The 15,188-nt window shown below is 43.1% G+C and carries 18 protein-coding genes; 11 read left to right on the plus strand and 7 right to left on the minus strand.

Annotated features, from left to right (window positions below):
• Positions 1-905 (plus strand): M20/M25/M40 family metallo-hydrolase (locus ACTD55_RS16870; protein ID WP_438865503.1); only part of this gene is annotated, 905 nt, incomplete at its 5' end.
• Between the two features lie 83 nt (positions 906-988).
• On the opposite strand, the gene slmA is transcribed toward ACTD55_RS16870, so the two are convergent.
• The 3 genes from slmA to coaBC are packed head-to-tail and all read right to left on the minus strand — an operon-like array spanning position 989 to position 3,239.
• Positions 989-1,579, minus strand: coding sequence for a nucleoid occlusion factor SlmA (gene slmA, locus ACTD55_RS16875; protein WP_438865504.1), 591 nt, complete (start codon positions 1,577-1,579; stop codon positions 989-991).
• 12 nt (positions 1,580-1,591) lie between these two features.
• Positions 1,592-2,047 (minus strand): dUTP diphosphatase, encoded by a 456-nt coding sequence (gene dut / locus ACTD55_RS16880; protein ID WP_438865505.1) that lies wholly within the window; start codon positions 2,045-2,047, stop codon positions 1,592-1,594.
• Positions 2,040-3,239, minus strand: a complete 1,200-nt coding sequence (gene coaBC, locus ACTD55_RS16885; RefSeq protein ID WP_438865506.1) for a bifunctional phosphopantothenoylcysteine decarboxylase/phosphopantothenate--cysteine ligase CoaBC — start codon at positions 3,237-3,239, stop codon at positions 2,040-2,042. Before coaBC ends, dut begins: the two co-directional genes overlap by 8 nt.
• A gap of 210 nt (positions 3,240-3,449) precedes the next feature.
• Here coaBC and radC point away from each other — a divergent pair, with 210 nt between their 5' ends.
• From radC to mutM, 6 genes are all read left to right on the plus strand, one after another.
• Positions 3,450-4,124 (plus strand): RadC family protein, encoded by a 675-nt coding sequence (gene radC, locus ACTD55_RS16890; RefSeq protein ID WP_438865507.1) that lies wholly within the window; start codon positions 3,450-3,452, stop codon positions 4,122-4,124.
• Positions 4,125-4,247: 123 nt separating this feature from the next.
• A complete protein-coding gene (locus ACTD55_RS16895) occupies positions 4,248-5,003 on the plus strand; it encodes a glycosyltransferase family 25 protein (protein ID WP_438865508.1) in 756 nt (251 codons plus the stop codon).
• Positions 5,004-5,142: 139 nt separating this feature from the next.
• On the plus strand, positions 5,143-5,379 hold the full coding sequence (gene rpmB, locus ACTD55_RS16900; protein WP_416306870.1) for a 50S ribosomal protein L28: 237 nt from the start codon (positions 5,143-5,145) through the stop codon (positions 5,377-5,379).
• Between the two features lie 11 nt (positions 5,380-5,390).
• Complete coding sequence (gene rpmG / locus ACTD55_RS16905) at positions 5,391-5,546, plus strand: 50S ribosomal protein L33 (RefSeq protein ID WP_416306869.1); 156 nt, start codon at positions 5,391-5,393, stop codon at positions 5,544-5,546.
• Between the two features lie 112 nt (positions 5,547-5,658).
• Positions 5,659-6,117, plus strand: coding sequence for a hypothetical protein (locus ACTD55_RS16910; protein WP_438865509.1), 459 nt, complete (start codon positions 5,659-5,661; stop codon positions 6,115-6,117).
• On the plus strand, positions 6,117-6,929 hold the full coding sequence (mutM, locus tag ACTD55_RS16915) for a bifunctional DNA-formamidopyrimidine glycosylase/DNA-(apurinic or apyrimidinic site) lyase (protein WP_438865510.1): 813 nt from the start codon (positions 6,117-6,119) through the stop codon (positions 6,927-6,929). Before ACTD55_RS16910 ends, mutM begins: the two co-directional genes overlap by 1 nt.
• On the opposite strand, the gene coaD is transcribed toward mutM, so the two are convergent.
• Entirely contained in the window at positions 6,926-7,408 is a 483-nt protein-coding gene (gene coaD, locus ACTD55_RS16920; RefSeq protein WP_438865511.1) for a pantetheine-phosphate adenylyltransferase, read from the minus strand. The genes mutM and coaD overlap by 4 nt on opposite strands.
• A gap of 45 nt (positions 7,409-7,453) precedes the next feature.
• Positions 7,454-8,497 carry a CDP-glycerol glycerophosphotransferase family protein gene (locus ACTD55_RS16925; protein WP_438865512.1) on the minus strand — a complete coding sequence of 348 codons (1,044 nt, stop codon included), beginning with the start codon at positions 8,495-8,497 and terminating at the stop codon, positions 7,454-7,456.
• Positions 8,498-8,718: 221 nt separating this feature from the next.
• Between ACTD55_RS16925 and ACTD55_RS16930 the strand changes: the two genes are divergently transcribed.
• Complete coding sequence (locus ACTD55_RS16930) at positions 8,719-10,191, plus strand: capsule assembly Wzi family protein (protein ID WP_438865513.1); 1,473 nt, start codon at positions 8,719-8,721, stop codon at positions 10,189-10,191.
• On the opposite strand, the gene ACTD55_RS16935 is transcribed toward ACTD55_RS16930, so the two are convergent.
• Entirely contained in the window at positions 10,182-10,901 is a 720-nt protein-coding gene (locus tag ACTD55_RS16935) for a 3-deoxy-D-manno-octulosonic acid kinase (protein WP_438865514.1), read from the minus strand. The genes ACTD55_RS16930 and ACTD55_RS16935 overlap by 10 nt on opposite strands.
• Before the next feature lie 161 nt (positions 10,902-11,062).
• Here ACTD55_RS16935 and ACTD55_RS16940 point away from each other — a divergent pair, with 161 nt between their 5' ends.
• On the plus strand, positions 11,063-12,085 hold the full coding sequence (locus ACTD55_RS16940) for a glycosyltransferase family 9 protein (protein ID WP_438865515.1): 1,023 nt from the start codon (positions 11,063-11,065) through the stop codon (positions 12,083-12,085).
• Between the two features lie 21 nt (positions 12,086-12,106).
• On the opposite strand, the gene waaA is transcribed toward ACTD55_RS16940, so the two are convergent.
• Positions 12,107-13,390, minus strand: coding sequence for a lipid IV(A) 3-deoxy-D-manno-octulosonic acid transferase (waaA, locus tag ACTD55_RS16945; protein ID WP_438865516.1), 1,284 nt, complete (start codon positions 13,388-13,390; stop codon positions 12,107-12,109).
• Positions 13,391-13,565: 175 nt separating this feature from the next.
• Here waaA and ACTD55_RS16950 point away from each other — a divergent pair, with 175 nt between their 5' ends.
• Together ACTD55_RS16950 and ACTD55_RS16955 are read left to right on the plus strand one after the other, a co-directional pair.
• The gene (locus ACTD55_RS16950) at positions 13,566-14,000 is read left to right on the plus strand and encodes a substrate-binding domain-containing protein (protein ID WP_438865517.1); all 435 of its coding nucleotides are present in this window, start codon (positions 13,566-13,568) and stop codon (positions 13,998-14,000) included.
• Entirely contained in the window at positions 13,997-15,187 is a 1,191-nt protein-coding gene (locus ACTD55_RS16955) for a TonB-dependent receptor (protein WP_438865518.1), read from the plus strand. Before ACTD55_RS16950 ends, ACTD55_RS16955 begins: the two co-directional genes overlap by 4 nt.
• Position 15,188 lies beyond the last annotated feature (1 nt).

Consider the following 15,188-nt stretch of genomic DNA (forward strand, 5'->3'; position numbering starts at 1 on the left):
TCAGTCAAGAAGCCGCCGCCAAGCTGTTTGCCAATGCACCGATGAGTCTGGAACAAATTTATCAGGAACTGGAAGCAGATAAATCCCCTGTCGGGTTCGATTTACCGGTTAGTGTCGAAATGAGTAAAACCAGTACTCACAAACTGATTACTAGCCCCAATGTAGCAGGCGTCTTGGTGGGTAGCGATCCTGAGTTGAAAAACGAGTTTGTTGTTTATAGCGCTCACTCGGATCATCTCGGTATTGCCAAATCGGTGGCGAAGGACAAAATCAATAATGGCGCAATGGATAACGCCACCGGTACTGCCATGCTAATCGAAACGGCTCGAATGATCAGTGAAGGTCCTACTCCGAAACGCTCAATATTATTCTTGGCGGTGACCGGTGAAGAAAAAGGCTTATTGGGTGCCGATTATTTTGCTCACAATCCTACACTGCCAATTGACAATATCGTCGCGGACGTCAATCTGGATATGCCGGTATTAACTTATGAATTCAGTGACATCATTGCTTTTGGTGCCAATCATAGTGACCTGCAAAAAACCGTTAGTGAAGCGGCACAGAAAGCCAATTTGACCTTAAGCCCAGACCCCATGCCAGAACAAGCCATCTTTACCCGTTCCGATCACTATGCCTTCGTTAAGCAAGGTGTGCCTTCGGTGTTTGTGGTTCCCGGCTGGACCTCAACCGATCCTAACGTTGATGGCGGCAAACTGTTTGCTCAATTCTTACATACCAACTATCACAAACCGTCCGATGATATGAATCAGGACTTTAATTGGAAAGCAGCGAAAAAGTTTGCCGAGGTAAATGCGCAGATTGGTCTAAGTATCGCCAATCAAATCGAGCGCCCTAAATGGAATGAAGGTGATTTCTTTGGGAAGACCTTTGGTAGAAAAAACTAGCCTACCAACCGGTATATATATGCAAACAAAAACGCGGCTAATGCCGCGTTTTTTATGATTCAATAATTAAGCAAAAATGTACATCAGGCAAAAAACTGGTTTTTAATAAACTTCCATTGCTCACTAAAACCTTCTGTTGGCCGTTTGGTAAACTCACTGCGTACAAACTGATTAATACGTCCATCCGCGAAGCACACCAAGATATTGGCCACATGACTTTCATCGGTGCCTAAGGTTTTGCCTTCCCGCAGTTTTCGCTCACGCAATACCTGCCGTAACTGAGTTTCTAAACGTTCGTACAATTGGGCGATACGGGCCCGCAATCTTTCCTGCTCACCCATCAGTGCATCACCATTTAAAATACGAGTGATCCCGGGATTTTTTTCTGCAAAGCCCAATAATAATTGCAGAATTAGTTGGCAGCGGACGGTGGTTTCTTTTTCTTCATCCAGAATCTTATTAATCCGCGAAAACAAGGTTTCTTCGATAAACTCGATTAACCCTTCAAACATCCGCGCTTTGCTGGGAAAGTGACGATATAGCGCAGCCTCGGATACACCGACTTCAGCGGCTAACTTAGCCGTAGTGATCCGTTGTCCCGGATTGGTTTCCAACATACTGGCTAGAGATTGTAGGATTTGCGCACGTCGGTTAGAGCGTTTTTGAACAGCCATGGGATATCCTTATTATTGACGACCCGACGAGCCAAAGCCGCCTTGCCCACGTTCACTTTCTGAAAATTCATTTACCACGTTAAAGCTAGCTTGAATCACCGGCAGTATCACTAACTGGGCAATACGATCACCGGGTTCAATATTGAAGCTTTGTTGGCCACGGTTCCACATTGATACCATTAACGGCCCTTGATAATCAGAATCGATCAATCCGACCAAATTACCTAACACGATACCGTGTTTATGCCCCAAGCCGGAACGCGGCAAAATGGTAGCGCATAAGCCAGGATCGGCAATATGGATAGATAATCCGGTGGGGATTAAATGGGTTTCACCAGGCTCGATAGTTAAGGTGTTATCCAGACATGCGCGTAAATCTAATCCGGCTGAACCGGGAGTGGCATATTCTGGCAATGGAAAGGTGGTACCCATTCTCGGGTCGAGTATTTTAAGATCGATTTTATGCATTGTTATAATGTTGATTCAGTAAAGTAAGTAATTGGCATGCCAAATTATATTTATCATTTTTTGGCAAACGTTGTTCCCCATCGGGCCAATATATCGTTAAGGCATTGTGATTACTATTAAACCCGATACTTTGATCAGACACATCATTGGCCGCGATCATATTCAATTTTTTTCTACGTAGTTTATCTTGCGCATACTGGCCCACATGCTGGGTTTCTGCGGCAAATCCCAACGTAAAAGGTGGATTTGGCAACGCAGCAACACTGGCAAGAATATCAGGGTTTTTAACAAAAGTAAGTGATAACTTATCATTGTCTTTCTTAATTTTTTGTGACACTTGCTCAGCCACTTTATAATCGGCTACCGCGGCACAGCCGATAAAAATATCACAGTCATTCACTTGCTGCATAACTGCCTGATACATTTGTTCGGCACTTTTGATTTGTGTTGTGTGGCAATGAATTGGAGCGGTTAACGCGGTTGGACCGGAAACAAGACTCACCTCTGCTCCCAAGTCCAATGCTGCTTGGGCTAATGCATAACCCATTTTCCCGGAACTATGATTACTAAGATAACGTACCGGATCGATGGCTTCCTGAGTCGGGCCCGCAGTAATTAAAATACGTTTACCGGCTAAAATAGGTTGGATAAAACACTGGCTGACCGCATCAACAAGTTGTTCTGGCTCCAACATACGACCGGCTCCCACATCACCACAAGCCTGCTCACCTTCAGCAGGTCCGAAAATGCGGACCTGCCGCTGGATTAATATTTGCAAATTTTGTTGGGTGGCCGTGGCGCGCCACATTTGCTGGTTCATGGCAGGGGCTACCGCGATTGGAGCGGCGGTTGCCAAACATAATGTGGATAATAAATCATCGGCTAGGCCATGAGACAACTTTGCGATCATATTGGCGGTAGCGGGAGCGATTAAGACTAAATCAGCCCATTTAGCTAATTCGATATGGCCCATTGCAGCTTCAGCGGCAGGATCGAGTAAATCGTCCGCCACCTCATAACCTGAAACCGCCTGCAAAGACAATGAACTCACAAACGCTTTACCGGATTGAGTTACCACGGTTCTGACATTGGCTCCAGCGGCTTTAAGTTTGCGCACTAAATCCGGTGTTTTATAAGCAGCGATACCGCCACAGATGCCTAACAGAATATTTTTATTGTTCAGTACACTCATTGACAAGCTCGTTGTGGCATTCGATACATTCATTCTGGATCCGAGGATGAGTAGATTAGCATAAATTAATAACAGGTCGTTAATGGCTGAATTATTGCCTTTTTGCTAACGTTATCAATACCTATTATCTCAATTGAATCGATTTATTCTTTGCATTTAAGGAAAACACAGGAATTGCTGTAGACGATTTAATCGCATGGAGTGCGCCGCATGAAAATTACTGACTGGCCCGCAGCAGAACGCCCTCGTGAAAAACTACTGGCACGGGGAGCATCTGCATTATCTGATGCAGAACTACTCGCTATCTTTCTGCGTACTGGCATTGCTGGAATGAGTGCAGTAGAACTCTCTCGTAGTTTACTTAATCAATTTGGTAGCCTTCGGGCGATGCTTGCCGCCAGGCAGTCGACATTTTGCCAACATAAAGGACTGGGACCGGCCAAATATGTTCAGCTGCAAGCCGTTGTCGAAATGTCCCGTCGTTGTTTTGCAGAACAGTTACCCAAAGGCACGGCCCTTAGCAGTGCGTCACAGACACGGGAATATTTGATCAATCAGTTGCGCGATGAACCCAACGAAGTCTTCGCCATGCTACTACTGGACAGCCAGCATCAGGTCATCGAATTCAAACCCGTATTCTACGGCACTATCGATTGTGCGGCAGTATATCCCCGAGTGTTGGTAAAACTGGCGTTAGACAAAAACGCAGCGGCAGTTATTCTGGCGCATAATCACCCGTCTGGGGTTGCCGAACCGAGTCAGGCTGATAAGCAGATAACCCAACGTATTATCGACGCCATGGCATTAATCGATATTCGTGTACTGGATCATTTTGTTATTGGTGATAGTACAGCGGTCTCCTTTGCGGAGCGGGGGTTACTGTAAACCATAAATACCTCATCAATTTGTCAATCAGGCTTATCTACAGCACTGATAAAATGGCATAATATAACGCCCAAAGCAGTTAATGGATTAAATATACAGTGATAACTCAAAAGTTGATTTTTTGTGCCTAGCCAATATAAAACATTACTTATCAATCTGGTCCACTCAAAGGAACGCTTAGCCCATTCTAGTGATAGCCTTAAGCAAGCAGGTATAGAATTCGAGCGTATTGAAGCAGTTAATGGTAACGCATTAGCCACCAATGGCTTAATTCCAAACTATAGTGCGACACTCAACAATCGCACTTACCATAAAGACCTGAACTATGGTGAAATTGGCTGTTATTTAAGCCATCGTAAAGCCTGGCAAAAAATCGTAGATGAAGGTCTCAATTTCGCGGTAATTTTGGAGGACGATTTTTCATTAACCGGAGATTTGACCAAAGCGATTGAAATTGCCAAAACAACTCATCATCAATGGGATTATATTAAACTGGCAGGTCACCGACGTACGCGCCACCCTATTCATATTCAAAATATCGACGATATGCAGTTGGTAACCTATGGAAAATTACCTTCGCAAACATGCGCCCAATTAGTAAGCTTGGCTGGAGCTAAAAAACTGCTAGCAAAATCCGAACAATTTGGTCGGCCTGTTGATGTGGACATTCAACATTGGTGGGAGGCAGATTTACAAGTCTATGGATTATTGCCTTATGCGATTACCTCAAAAGAGGCATTTGGTAGTGAAATTGATCGTATTTCTCGACGAAGAGAAACGTCCCAGCGCCCTTTCCAAAAAATCTGGCTGCAAATATTATTCAAATTAAGAAGTAACAAAGAAAACAAACGCCGGCTGGTGACATTGAAATCAATTTAAAGACCAACATTTAAAGAGGAAAAAACTTGATCTGGCGGGGTGATTACTGTATAAAATGCGCCCTCTTGTCACTAGCGTGAAATTTGTCGACGCGTGCAGATGACGTGTTGAAGCAGTATTTAAGTAATTGGAGACAATAATGTCCAGAGTATGTCAAGTAACAGGTAAGCGTCCAGCGGTAGGTAACAACCGCTCACACGCTAGAAATGCGACCCGTCGTCGTTTTCTACCAAACCTACAAAACCACCGTTTTTGGGTTGAAAGCGAAAACCGCTTTGTAAAATTGCGTCTTACCCCTAAAGGTATGCGTATTATCGATAAGAATGGCATTGATTCAGTATTAGCTGACATGCGTGCCCGCGGCGAGAAAATTTAAGGAATCCACCCATGCGTGATAAAATTAAATTACTATCTACTGCTGGTACAGGCTTTTTCTATACCACAGACAAAAACAAACGTAATATGCCTGGCAAAATGGAGATCAAAAAGTTTGATCCTAAAATTCGTCAGCACGTTTTGTTCAAGGAAGCAAAAATCAAGTAATTGACTTGCTTTTTGTCTCCCGAGAAACCCGGTTTTTTAGCCGGGTTTTTTGCGTTTAGAAATAAGCGTAAACTAGGATACGCGGAATCAAACTAGCCAAAAAGGAAAGCCAATGATTCGATTATCCAGACGTGGCTGGAATAATGTACTGATTTTTGCCACTCTATTTATGATCTTGCTATTTAGCACCTCCAATCGCATGTTGCTGCAAAATGCAGAGCAATCTCAGAGTCAATTATTATTACCTGAATCCAGCGAAATCATGGCGATCGATTACGGTACCCATAAGATTGAACGCATTGGTCGTGGATGGCGAGCCGTTCCTGGTTTGAATCTGAATGAATCCCAACTCAACAATATTAATATCCATTGGCAACAGGCCATTGGCCAACCGATCGATGGACAGCTCAGCCAACCTTACATTGTGACTATCTGGTTAGCAGGACAAGAACAAGGGGCAGTATACAAAGTCCTCCCTCAGGGTGAAGATTTACTGGTACAGCATCAACAGCAAATTTATCTGGTAAAACATCAATCCTTGTCTAGCTTTATCCCATTGGAGATCCAATAATGCCAGAGTTACCAGAAGTAGAAGTTTCCCGCTTAGGCATTAGTCCCCATATGATTGGCCATACCATCAGCCAAATTATTGTACGCCAACCCACATTGCGTTGGCCGGTTCCGCAGGAAATCCAACAAGCTTGCGGATTAACCATCAACACTATCCGCCGTCGGGCTAAATATCTTCTGATTGATACCCGTGCCGGCAGTATTATTCTGCATTTAGGTATGTCAGGTAAATTACGGGTGATTGATGCCACCACTCCATTACAAAAACATGATCACATAGATATTGTGCTTGATACCGGTGTTTGCTTGCGTTTTAACGATCCGCGCCGTTTTGGTGCCTGTTTATGGCAACCGGCAGATCAACCGCAAAATACTCTGCTGAGTCATTTAGGCCCAGAGCCTTTATCGGAAGACTTTGACCAACAACGGTTATTTGAACTGTCACGTGGTAAATCGGTTGCGGTTAAGAATTTTATTATGGATAACAAAGTCGTGGTCGGTGTAGGTAATATCTATGCCAACGAAGCCTTATTCTTTACCGGTATTGATCCACGTAAAGCCGCCGGCAAGGTCAGCAAAAAAAAGTATCACCAACTCACTGAACAAATCAAAATCGTGCTAGCAAAAGCGATCCAGCAAGGGGGAACCACCCTTAAAGATTTCGCTCAGGCCGACGGTAAACCTGGTTATTTTGCCCAGCAATTACAGGTATATGGACGTAAAGGTGAACAATGTCATCAATGTGATAGCTTGATCGAATCCATTACTATTGGTCAGCGTAACAGTTTTTATTGTCCTAACTGCCAGCGTTAATCGGCAAACTTTTCTCGCAACGCTGTTTCTATGATTGGATGACAAAAACCGCTGACATCGCCTTTATGCAAAGCAACCTCTTTCACCAGTGTGGAAGAGATAAATGCATTCTCTTCCGATGGGGTTAAAAATACACTTTCCAATTCCGGACTCAAACGACGATTCATATTAGCCAGTTGGAATTCATATTCGAAATCCGACACAGCACGCAAACCACGAATTAACACCGTTGCTTGGCACTGTTTGGCAAAGTTAACTAACAAACCGGTAAAACCAACAACCTCAACATTATCCAGATGGGCGGTCACCTGACGCGCCAGCTCAACGCGTTCTTCCAGACTAAATAACGGCTTTTTGCTGGGGTTTGAAGCTATTCCCACTGTAATATGGGCAAACATATTGGCCGCACGTTCGATTAAATCGATATGACCATTGGTAATAGGATCAAAAGTACCGGGATAAACGGCTTTGGTATGCATAGTGTTCTCGTCATTTATTTTGCGCGAAAGCTTAACGTAGCGCCGTTAAAGTTTCCAGTAACCGAGTTTTTTGCGTAATTTCAGGTTACGGATACGATTTTGGGGTTTAGGTAATAAAGGCGTTTGATCTTCATAAAAAGCGTCAACGGCATCTAATACCCTGACACTCGATTTACCATCTGTATAGGGGTGAGTTTGTTGAGCATAATCACGAATCTTAACCATTAATTCTTCCGGTTTCCCAAGCGCATATTGCATGGTTTCATGTAGCTTTTCTTTTTCTATCACATTAAGTAAATGCGGCATCGGATGTTCATTTTTGAATGTTACCACCGGTTTATCCAATAACAGGAAGTCTATAAGCATCGATGAATTGTCACCCAGCATTAAATCCGCTTCCAGCATGTAGGGAGTTAAGTCATCAGTCTCAATAAAGGTTAGGTTGTCGTGTTGGATAGCCTTATAGGCGTTTACCACTGATTTATCCATCTTGGGGTGAAAAGTCACTTTCCACTCCCATTCACGACTTAGTGACAACTGTTTTATCGTATCAATCAGTGCCGGGGCTTGAGTCATCCGCGGCGAAAACGTTGAGCTGAACAAAATAATAGGTCTTTGTTTATCCGGGTTACTGGATTTTGAAGTATTAAAATAGGGATCCATTTTGGAAAAGCCGGTTTCCTGTACTCTAAAATGCCCTAATTGCTTGGCTAAAACTTTGTAAGGTTCTGTGGTAGTTGGACCGTAAGTACAATACAAGTCAAAACAATCACGGATAACAAAAAAATAATTTACGTTATCTTTGGCACGAGTTTTAAAGCCCATAAAACCATGATGTAGAGAAACCTTTAACCCCGGGATAAAAGCAGGAACAACATTGCCGGGCACAAAAACCGCGTAAGGATTAAAACGCACGACTTCATCAATGGAACCTAACAACAATTCGTTTTCACGGAAGTAATCTCGATTGACATCGTTACCTTCAATAAACCAGGCAACTTGATCACCCCTTTTGATGATTTCATCCTGAATTGGACGCAATATTTGAAAAGAATAGTTTTGCGAAATATAAAATAAATATTTTTTCAAAGTTTCCCTATTATCTATCCGGAGTAAGGTGCAAATAGTCGTATGTCACGCTGTGTTTATGGAGTATATGTAATTCAAAGTCATGAATTTCAATGAGTATAATATGAAATACTCACTGAAATATTATCACAATTCAGATAAATTAACGCCTTTATAAGGTTGTGTAATGCTAGAATATCCCGTTTTTTACCTATCATTTTTGTTTGGGTACGTTGCATCATATGAATAAATTTAAATTTTGCCGAGTCTTTGTTTTAACTTGTTTCAGCCTGCTTTACTCAATACAAGCTTCATACGCCTCTCCATGGATAGGAACCACAGAACCTTTATTATATCGAGATTTACAAACACTGGTGGAACAGGGCTATCTTAATGTCGCCCTGAGCACCTTTCCGGTACCTTGGAAAGGTATAGATACACAATTATCCTCACTCGACATCAGCCAATTAAGTGCCGAAGCTCAAGTTGCTGCCAACCGTCTGCAACATTATTTCAATCAACAAAAAAACAATCATACCCAACGATTTTTAAAGCTGTATGCCGCTAATGCTAAAAAACGCTTTGTTGATTTTGCCGAAGAAAAAGGCAACAACGCTGCATTTAGTGTAATCAATGACTCAACAATGGGACACTGGGCTGCAAAACTGTCAGTTAATTTTGAACCTGGCGGCGAGAAAAATTTAGACCAAAGCTACGTGGCCTATCAATTTGGTGATTGGAATTTACGCTTAGGTGCAATTGATCAGTGGTGGGGGCCGGGTAATGCTTCTAGCCTTATCTTATCCACTAATGCTCGACCAATAACCTCCGTAGCACTATCACGTTCACAAGCGACCGTCTCAGCAGATTCATGGCTTAATTTTTTAGGACCTTGGTATTTTACTGCGCAAATCGGTCAAACAGGTGATGACCGTGCCGTAGACAACGCTCGATTATGGGCTAGCAGGGTAAACTTCCAACCACTAACTGGATTAGAAATCGGCTTGTCCTGGACCGCAATGTGGGGAGGCAATGGGCAGGGCAATGGCTTTAGTGATTTATTTAAAGTACTTACGTTTCGAGCAGAGTGCGCCAACAATGCCAAGCAATGCGATGACAGTTTAGACACTAAGGCCGGGAATCAATTAGCTGGCTATGATATTCGCTACAGTTTTACCCTGTTCAATCAGCCACTCAGTTTATACGCCCAACAAATTGGTGAAGATGCTGTCGATTACTACAAAATTACTGATAAGGCATTATTAGTAGGTTTATCAACCTACCTATGGGGTAACAAACTGTTTATCGAAAACGCCGATACCAATGTGGTGTGTGGAGCATCAGAATCAACTATCACTAATTGTTATTATGAACATAGCCTGTATAAATCAGGTTACCGTCATTACGGCCGTGCGATTGGTAGTACCTTCGATAGTGATGCCAATGTCACGTCTATAGGACTGACTCGCCACTTAGCCAATGGTAACGCTTATGCTATCACTGCGCATTATGCTGATTTAAATAAAGATGGGGTGCGCCCTTCACCTTTATTAGCTGGTCAACAAGAAAAGTTGATTCAATTAAGTGGTTATTACCAATTTCCACTAGATAACTGGTTAATTAAGCTGGGTACCACAATTACTGGCAGTGAAGTTGATTTGCAACCCCGTGAATGGGACTCGGTTTTCTATGCTCAATTTAACTATTACTTGTAGCCGTTATAACCTTCACATAAGTATTCCCAATCATCTTCCTGCCAATAAAAACAGGGCTGCCGTTGCTTCTCTTTGCACAATGAACGCAATAGTCGCTCTAGATTTTGTTGCTTCCATACATGGCCGTTTTTGCGCTGACATTTATCAAAATCGATAATCCAGATTTTACCCTGTTGATCCAACATCAGGTTATGGATATTTAAATCATGATGAAATATCTGCTGATCATGCAATTGTCGGATGGTTTGCCCCATCTTGCCCCACTGTTGTGCTGACAGTTCTTGCTGACACAACAGTTGAAAAACATCTTGGCTGGCCGGAATTCTTAATGTAATCAAATCCGCTCGATACCCGACGCCCCTGCGTTCAATTTTAGCCGCAACAGGAACAGGGGTTGGCAATTGAGATTGTTGCATCTTGGCCAATAAATAAAACTCCTGCCAAGCCCGTGTTTGCGTTAAGCCAGTATAAAGATATTGATCCTGTAGTATTTTGCCAATCACCCCTCCCCGTCGATAATGACGCAGGACCATTTCATGTTGTTGATAGTGAAAAAAATAGGTGGTTCCGCGCCCTGTTGATTCACCAGTCAGGCTCTGTTGCGCTCGCCAGTGTTCGGGATCAAATAACAATACATCGGGATTGGAGACAATGTCTGCGTCAAACAGGATGGTTGTTCTATTTTGGCTAATTATCTGAATGTCCGACATACCATCCCATCAGGGTTTAATTGAGAAAGGCTTTTCTCATATTGATTATTTTATAATGGGGTAGATGAAAGATAAACACGCCCCATAACTTATGATAGATTCCACATTGTAATCAAATCATCAAAATATTCAGCGGTTTATCCGTTTAAGTGTGCAATTTAGTGAAAAAAATATGCCTTCTGCGCCTGTCTGCTATCGGTGATGTTTGTCATGCTGTGGCCATGGTGGCGCGCATCCAGCAACATTGGCCTGAAGCTGAACTGACTTGGATTATCGGAAAAATAGAATACCAGCTGGTTGGTGATATGCCTGGTATTCGTTTTGTGGTGTTTGATAAAAGCCTTGGCGTCCAAGCATATAAAAAACTGGCAGACGACTTACAAGGTCAATTATTCGATACGTTATTAGTGATGCAAGTCGCCTTTCGAGCCAATCTGGCCGCACGCACAATAAACGCTAAACAAAAAATCGGGTTCGATTGGCGCCGCAGCAAAGAATTACATTGGCTTTTTACCAATAAACGCATTACCGCCCAGCCCCACGCCCATGTTTTAGATGGTTTTATGGCTTTTGCTGACGCATTAGGTGTTCCAATCTCTACCACTCCCCATTGGCCGATTCCGCTCTCAGAACAAGACCAGGCGTGGGCGGAGGAACAGGCGAGGCAACTAGGTAAATTTGTGATTATCAGTCCTGCCGCCAGCAAGGCCGAACGTAATTGGTTAGCCGAACGTTATGCCCAAACGGCAGAGTATTTGGTCAGTAAAGGTAAAAACGTCATTTTATGTGGTGGTCCGGGCAAATTAGACCAACAAATTAGCCAAGACATTTTGGCTCATACAGATTGTTTTAGCGCTAACTATGTGGGTCAAACGTCGCTCAAACAATTATTTGCGTTAATCGGCAAGGCGCAATTAGTCATTGCTCCTGACACCGGCCCAACACATATGGCAACTGCAGCGGGTACCCCGGTGATTGGACTATATGCCCATAGTAATCCGCGTCGCACTGGCCCGTATTTAGATCAGCAGCGAGTAGTCTCAGTCTATGATCAAATCATCGAGCAGCAACAAGGTAAGCCCTGGACTGAATTGCCTTGGGGAGCCAGAGCCAAAGGTGAAAATTTAATGGCACAGATTCAGGTCAGTGAGGTGTTCGACAAGATCGATCAGTGGCTTGAGTAAGGTTACTTTTTCGAGCTCAGATTAATGTTCAAGCATCGCCAAACTTTTCGCTAATGCTCCGCTATTGTCGAGAATCACCTGATGAGCATGCTGACCGGCTTCGCTCCGGTTTGCATTATGTTCAAACCAGTACTGGGCGGCATTCACTATTTGAGCCGAATTTTCAATCACCTGCATGCCTTTTTGCGCCATTAACAATGCGCAAATTTGCGGATTATTAAACTGACTGGGACCCATTAAGATTGGCACTGACCAAATAGCCGCCTCCAAAGGATTATGCCCACCTCTTTGTGCAATAGAGCCACCAACAAAAGCCACGTCGGCTGCCGCGTATAAGGATTTTAACAATCCCATTGCATCCCCTAGAAAGATATCAGTTTGTTGACTAACTGGCTGCTGCAACGACGCTCTGACAATCGTCCAACCAGCTTGCTGGCATAATTGAAAAACTGGTTCAAAACGCTGGGGGTAACGAGGTACCAAAATCAACAACAAATCCGGTATGGATTGTTTTAAATGCTGAAAGGCATCCAGCATCAGTTGTTCTTCTGGATCATGAGTGCTGCCAGCGATTAAAATGGGTCGCTGCTGTAAATTGAATTGCTCAAGGATTTCTTTTGCCTGTGCTTTATCTTCATCCGTTAGCTGCAAATCAAATTTGATATTGCCTGTTAGACATAGTTTTTTCGGTGATAAACCTAATTGCAGATAGTTATCATAATCACGCTGTCCTTGTGCCCCGACATAGCGAAGTGAGCTAAGCATAGGTTGAAACAACCAGCTTAAACGCTGCATTCTGCGATAAGATGGCTCGGTCATTCTAGCATTGAGAATGTAAACCGGTATTCGCCGAATTGCGCACTGGTGAAGCATGTTAGGCCAAAGCTCAACTTCAGTGATAATGAGCTTTTGTGGTTTTAACTGTGTTAATAATCTGGCCATACACCAAGGTAAATCAACCGGTAAATAGTAATGGCTGACCCGCTCAGAAAATAATTGTTTAACCCGCTGCCCTCCCGTTGCAGACGCAGTCGTAATCGAAATGGACAAGTTGGGATACTGTGCAAGTAACCTATTAATTAAACCGGATGCCGCCACGACCTCACCCACCGAAGCACAGTGAAACACCCACCCTCCGGATGATTTAGCAGCCCCCTTAGCGACCCCGAATCCTAAGCGTTGCAAGCACTCAGCATCGTTATCAAGCCCCGACGCCCTCTTTTGCCGCCAGAGATATATCCCCAATAACGGTAATAGCAATAGCATGATGAATGTGTAAAACCAGCGGGCGAAGGTAACTTTCACTGTGACTCACATAAGTTAACGATTGGAATTTTTAGCACATTTATCAACTTCATTATTTAAACAAATTTATACTCATTATAATATCAAGCAGCTACACTAAAAAACTAAAACATTAGCTATTATAAGTAGTTACCATGACCAAAGGGGCATCGATGTGCTGATTAGGGCATCACGGATGATAATTTTTCTGTTAGGGATCGTGCTTGTAAGCCATCCCCTACCCAGTATTTCACAACCTTCCAATCAGGTTTTTGTAGGTGTCAATCCATCTGTTTCAGTCAAACAACTTTCTATCGCACAACTACGCAGAATTTTTACTATGCGGCAAAATAATTGGCCAAATGGGGACCCCATCACCGTTTTTGTTTTGAATACCAACAATTCATATCACCAATACTTTACAAAATCAGTACTGGACTTATTCCCTTATCAACTAGAGCGACTTTGGAACAAATTAGTCTACTCTGGGCAAGGGGAGCGACCAATCATGGTCAGTGACATGCTTGAAATGCAGCAGCGGGTAGCCAATACCCCTGGAGCCATTGGTTATTTTTCAGGATTGGATAAATTAATCAATATCAACTTAGTTAACATCAAGGAAGAAAAATGAGTTTAATGAAATACATTTGTCATTTAGCTTTGATCGTCCTGTTTTCCGTCGCCTATTCAAAACACACACAAGCAAATGATTTTAATTGGCATGGATTTATTGCACAAGGAATTACCCAAGCCAAAAGCAGTAACTTTATTAATCAGGATGGCCAACCGTCTTTTGAACTAACCGAGATGGGCATCAATGCCTCCTACCAAATAAATAATAAACTGAGACTGTCAGGTCAAGCTGTCTATCTAAACGGTGACAATCGTTATTCGGATGGCATACGGCTTGATTACTTATTTATCGATTGGTCCATTGTGTCAAAGCTGGATTGGCAACTAAATGCTCATATTGGCCGATTTAAAAATTATCACTGGTTATATTCCTCCACCCGTGACGTTCCTCATACCCGCCCGTCGATAATTTTACCTCAATCAATCTATTTTGACGTCTTTCGGGATATCGCCCTGGGTTCTGATGGCGTTGCGTTGCGGGCCAGTATTAACAGTCAGTTTGGTGAGTGGGATATTGATTGGGGGTATGGCAACACCCCTGTAGACAAATCACAAACTCAAAACTTATTCAGCCAATGGGCTCACGGTGATATTGACCTAAAGTTTGATCATAAACTTAGTGCCTATTTTCGTCCCAAGGAAACCAATCTGCAATTGGGAATAAGCCTACTAGATTCAAAATTTGAATATTTGCAGGGCCCAGAGGATATGCTCGGAGATGGCGAAGCTCGGGTACAACGCATTATATTCAACGCAAAATACGGCGCAGATAGATGGGATCTTGTAACAGAAATTATGCAGGAACGCGTCATTTACGATGACATTATCTATCCCGGATTTCACAATGAATCGAAATCACAGGGCGGTTATCTTCAGGCTACCTATCACTTAAATGAAAGTTGGGACGGATATTCCCGCATTGATCTGTTTGATCTGGACAAAAATGATCGCAATGGACAACGTCGCCAGCAACAGAGTAACAATACTATCCCAAATTATTTTGGCTATATGGATACCGCAACTATTGGTCTGGCGTGGAATATTCAGTCGCAATGGAAATTGGCAGTAGAGTTTCATCGAGTAAAAGGACGCGGAAGATTAGCTCCGGTGTTGGTACCTGACTTAGTCAGCAACCATGGTGAGTACTGGAATATGTGGGCTGCTCAGTTAATGTACTGGTTTTAAT

This window comes from Neptunicella sp., from assembly GCF_048268085.1.
In the GTDB taxonomy this organism is placed as follows: Bacteria; Pseudomonadota; Gammaproteobacteria; order Enterobacterales; family Alteromonadaceae; genus Neptunicella.

Excerpts from the sequence above, each read along its gene's own strand:
- rpmG (WP_416306869.1), top strand. The coding sequence starts at position 5,391 with ATGCGTGATAAAATTAAATTACTATCTACTGCTGGTACAGGCTTTTTC.
- ACTD55_RS16910 (WP_438865509.1), top strand. The coding sequence starts at position 5,659 with ATGATTCGATTATCCAGACGTGGCTGGAATAATGTACTGATTTTTGCC.
- coaD (WP_438865511.1), bottom strand. The coding sequence starts at position 7,408 with ATGCATACCAAAGCCGTTTATCCCGGTACTTTTGATCCTATTACCAAT.
- mutM (WP_438865510.1), top strand. The coding sequence starts at position 6,117 with ATGCCAGAGTTACCAGAAGTAGAAGTTTCCCGCTTAGGCATTAGTCCC.
- coaBC (WP_438865506.1), bottom strand. The coding sequence starts at position 3,239 with ATGAGTGTACTGAACAATAAAAATATTCTGTTAGGCATCTGTGGCGGT.
- ACTD55_RS16935 (WP_438865514.1), bottom strand. The coding sequence starts at position 10,901 with ATGTCGGACATTCAGATAATTAGCCAAAATAGAACAACCATCCTGTTT.
- ACTD55_RS16950 (WP_438865517.1), top strand. The coding sequence starts at position 13,566 with ATGATAATTTTTCTGTTAGGGATCGTGCTTGTAAGCCATCCCCTACCC.
- slmA (WP_438865504.1), bottom strand. The coding sequence starts at position 1,579 with ATGGCTGTTCAAAAACGCTCTAACCGACGTGCGCAAATCCTACAATCT.
- ACTD55_RS16955 (WP_438865518.1), top strand. The coding sequence starts at position 13,997 with ATGAGTTTAATGAAATACATTTGTCATTTAGCTTTGATCGTCCTGTTT.
- rpmB (WP_416306870.1), top strand. The coding sequence starts at position 5,143 with ATGTCCAGAGTATGTCAAGTAACAGGTAAGCGTCCAGCGGTAGGTAAC.
- radC (WP_438865507.1), top strand. The coding sequence starts at position 3,450 with ATGAAAATTACTGACTGGCCCGCAGCAGAACGCCCTCGTGAAAAACTA.
- ACTD55_RS16930 (WP_438865513.1), top strand. The coding sequence starts at position 8,719 with ATGAATAAATTTAAATTTTGCCGAGTCTTTGTTTTAACTTGTTTCAGC.
- dut (WP_438865505.1), bottom strand. The coding sequence starts at position 2,047 with ATGCATAAAATCGATCTTAAAATACTCGACCCGAGAATGGGTACCACC.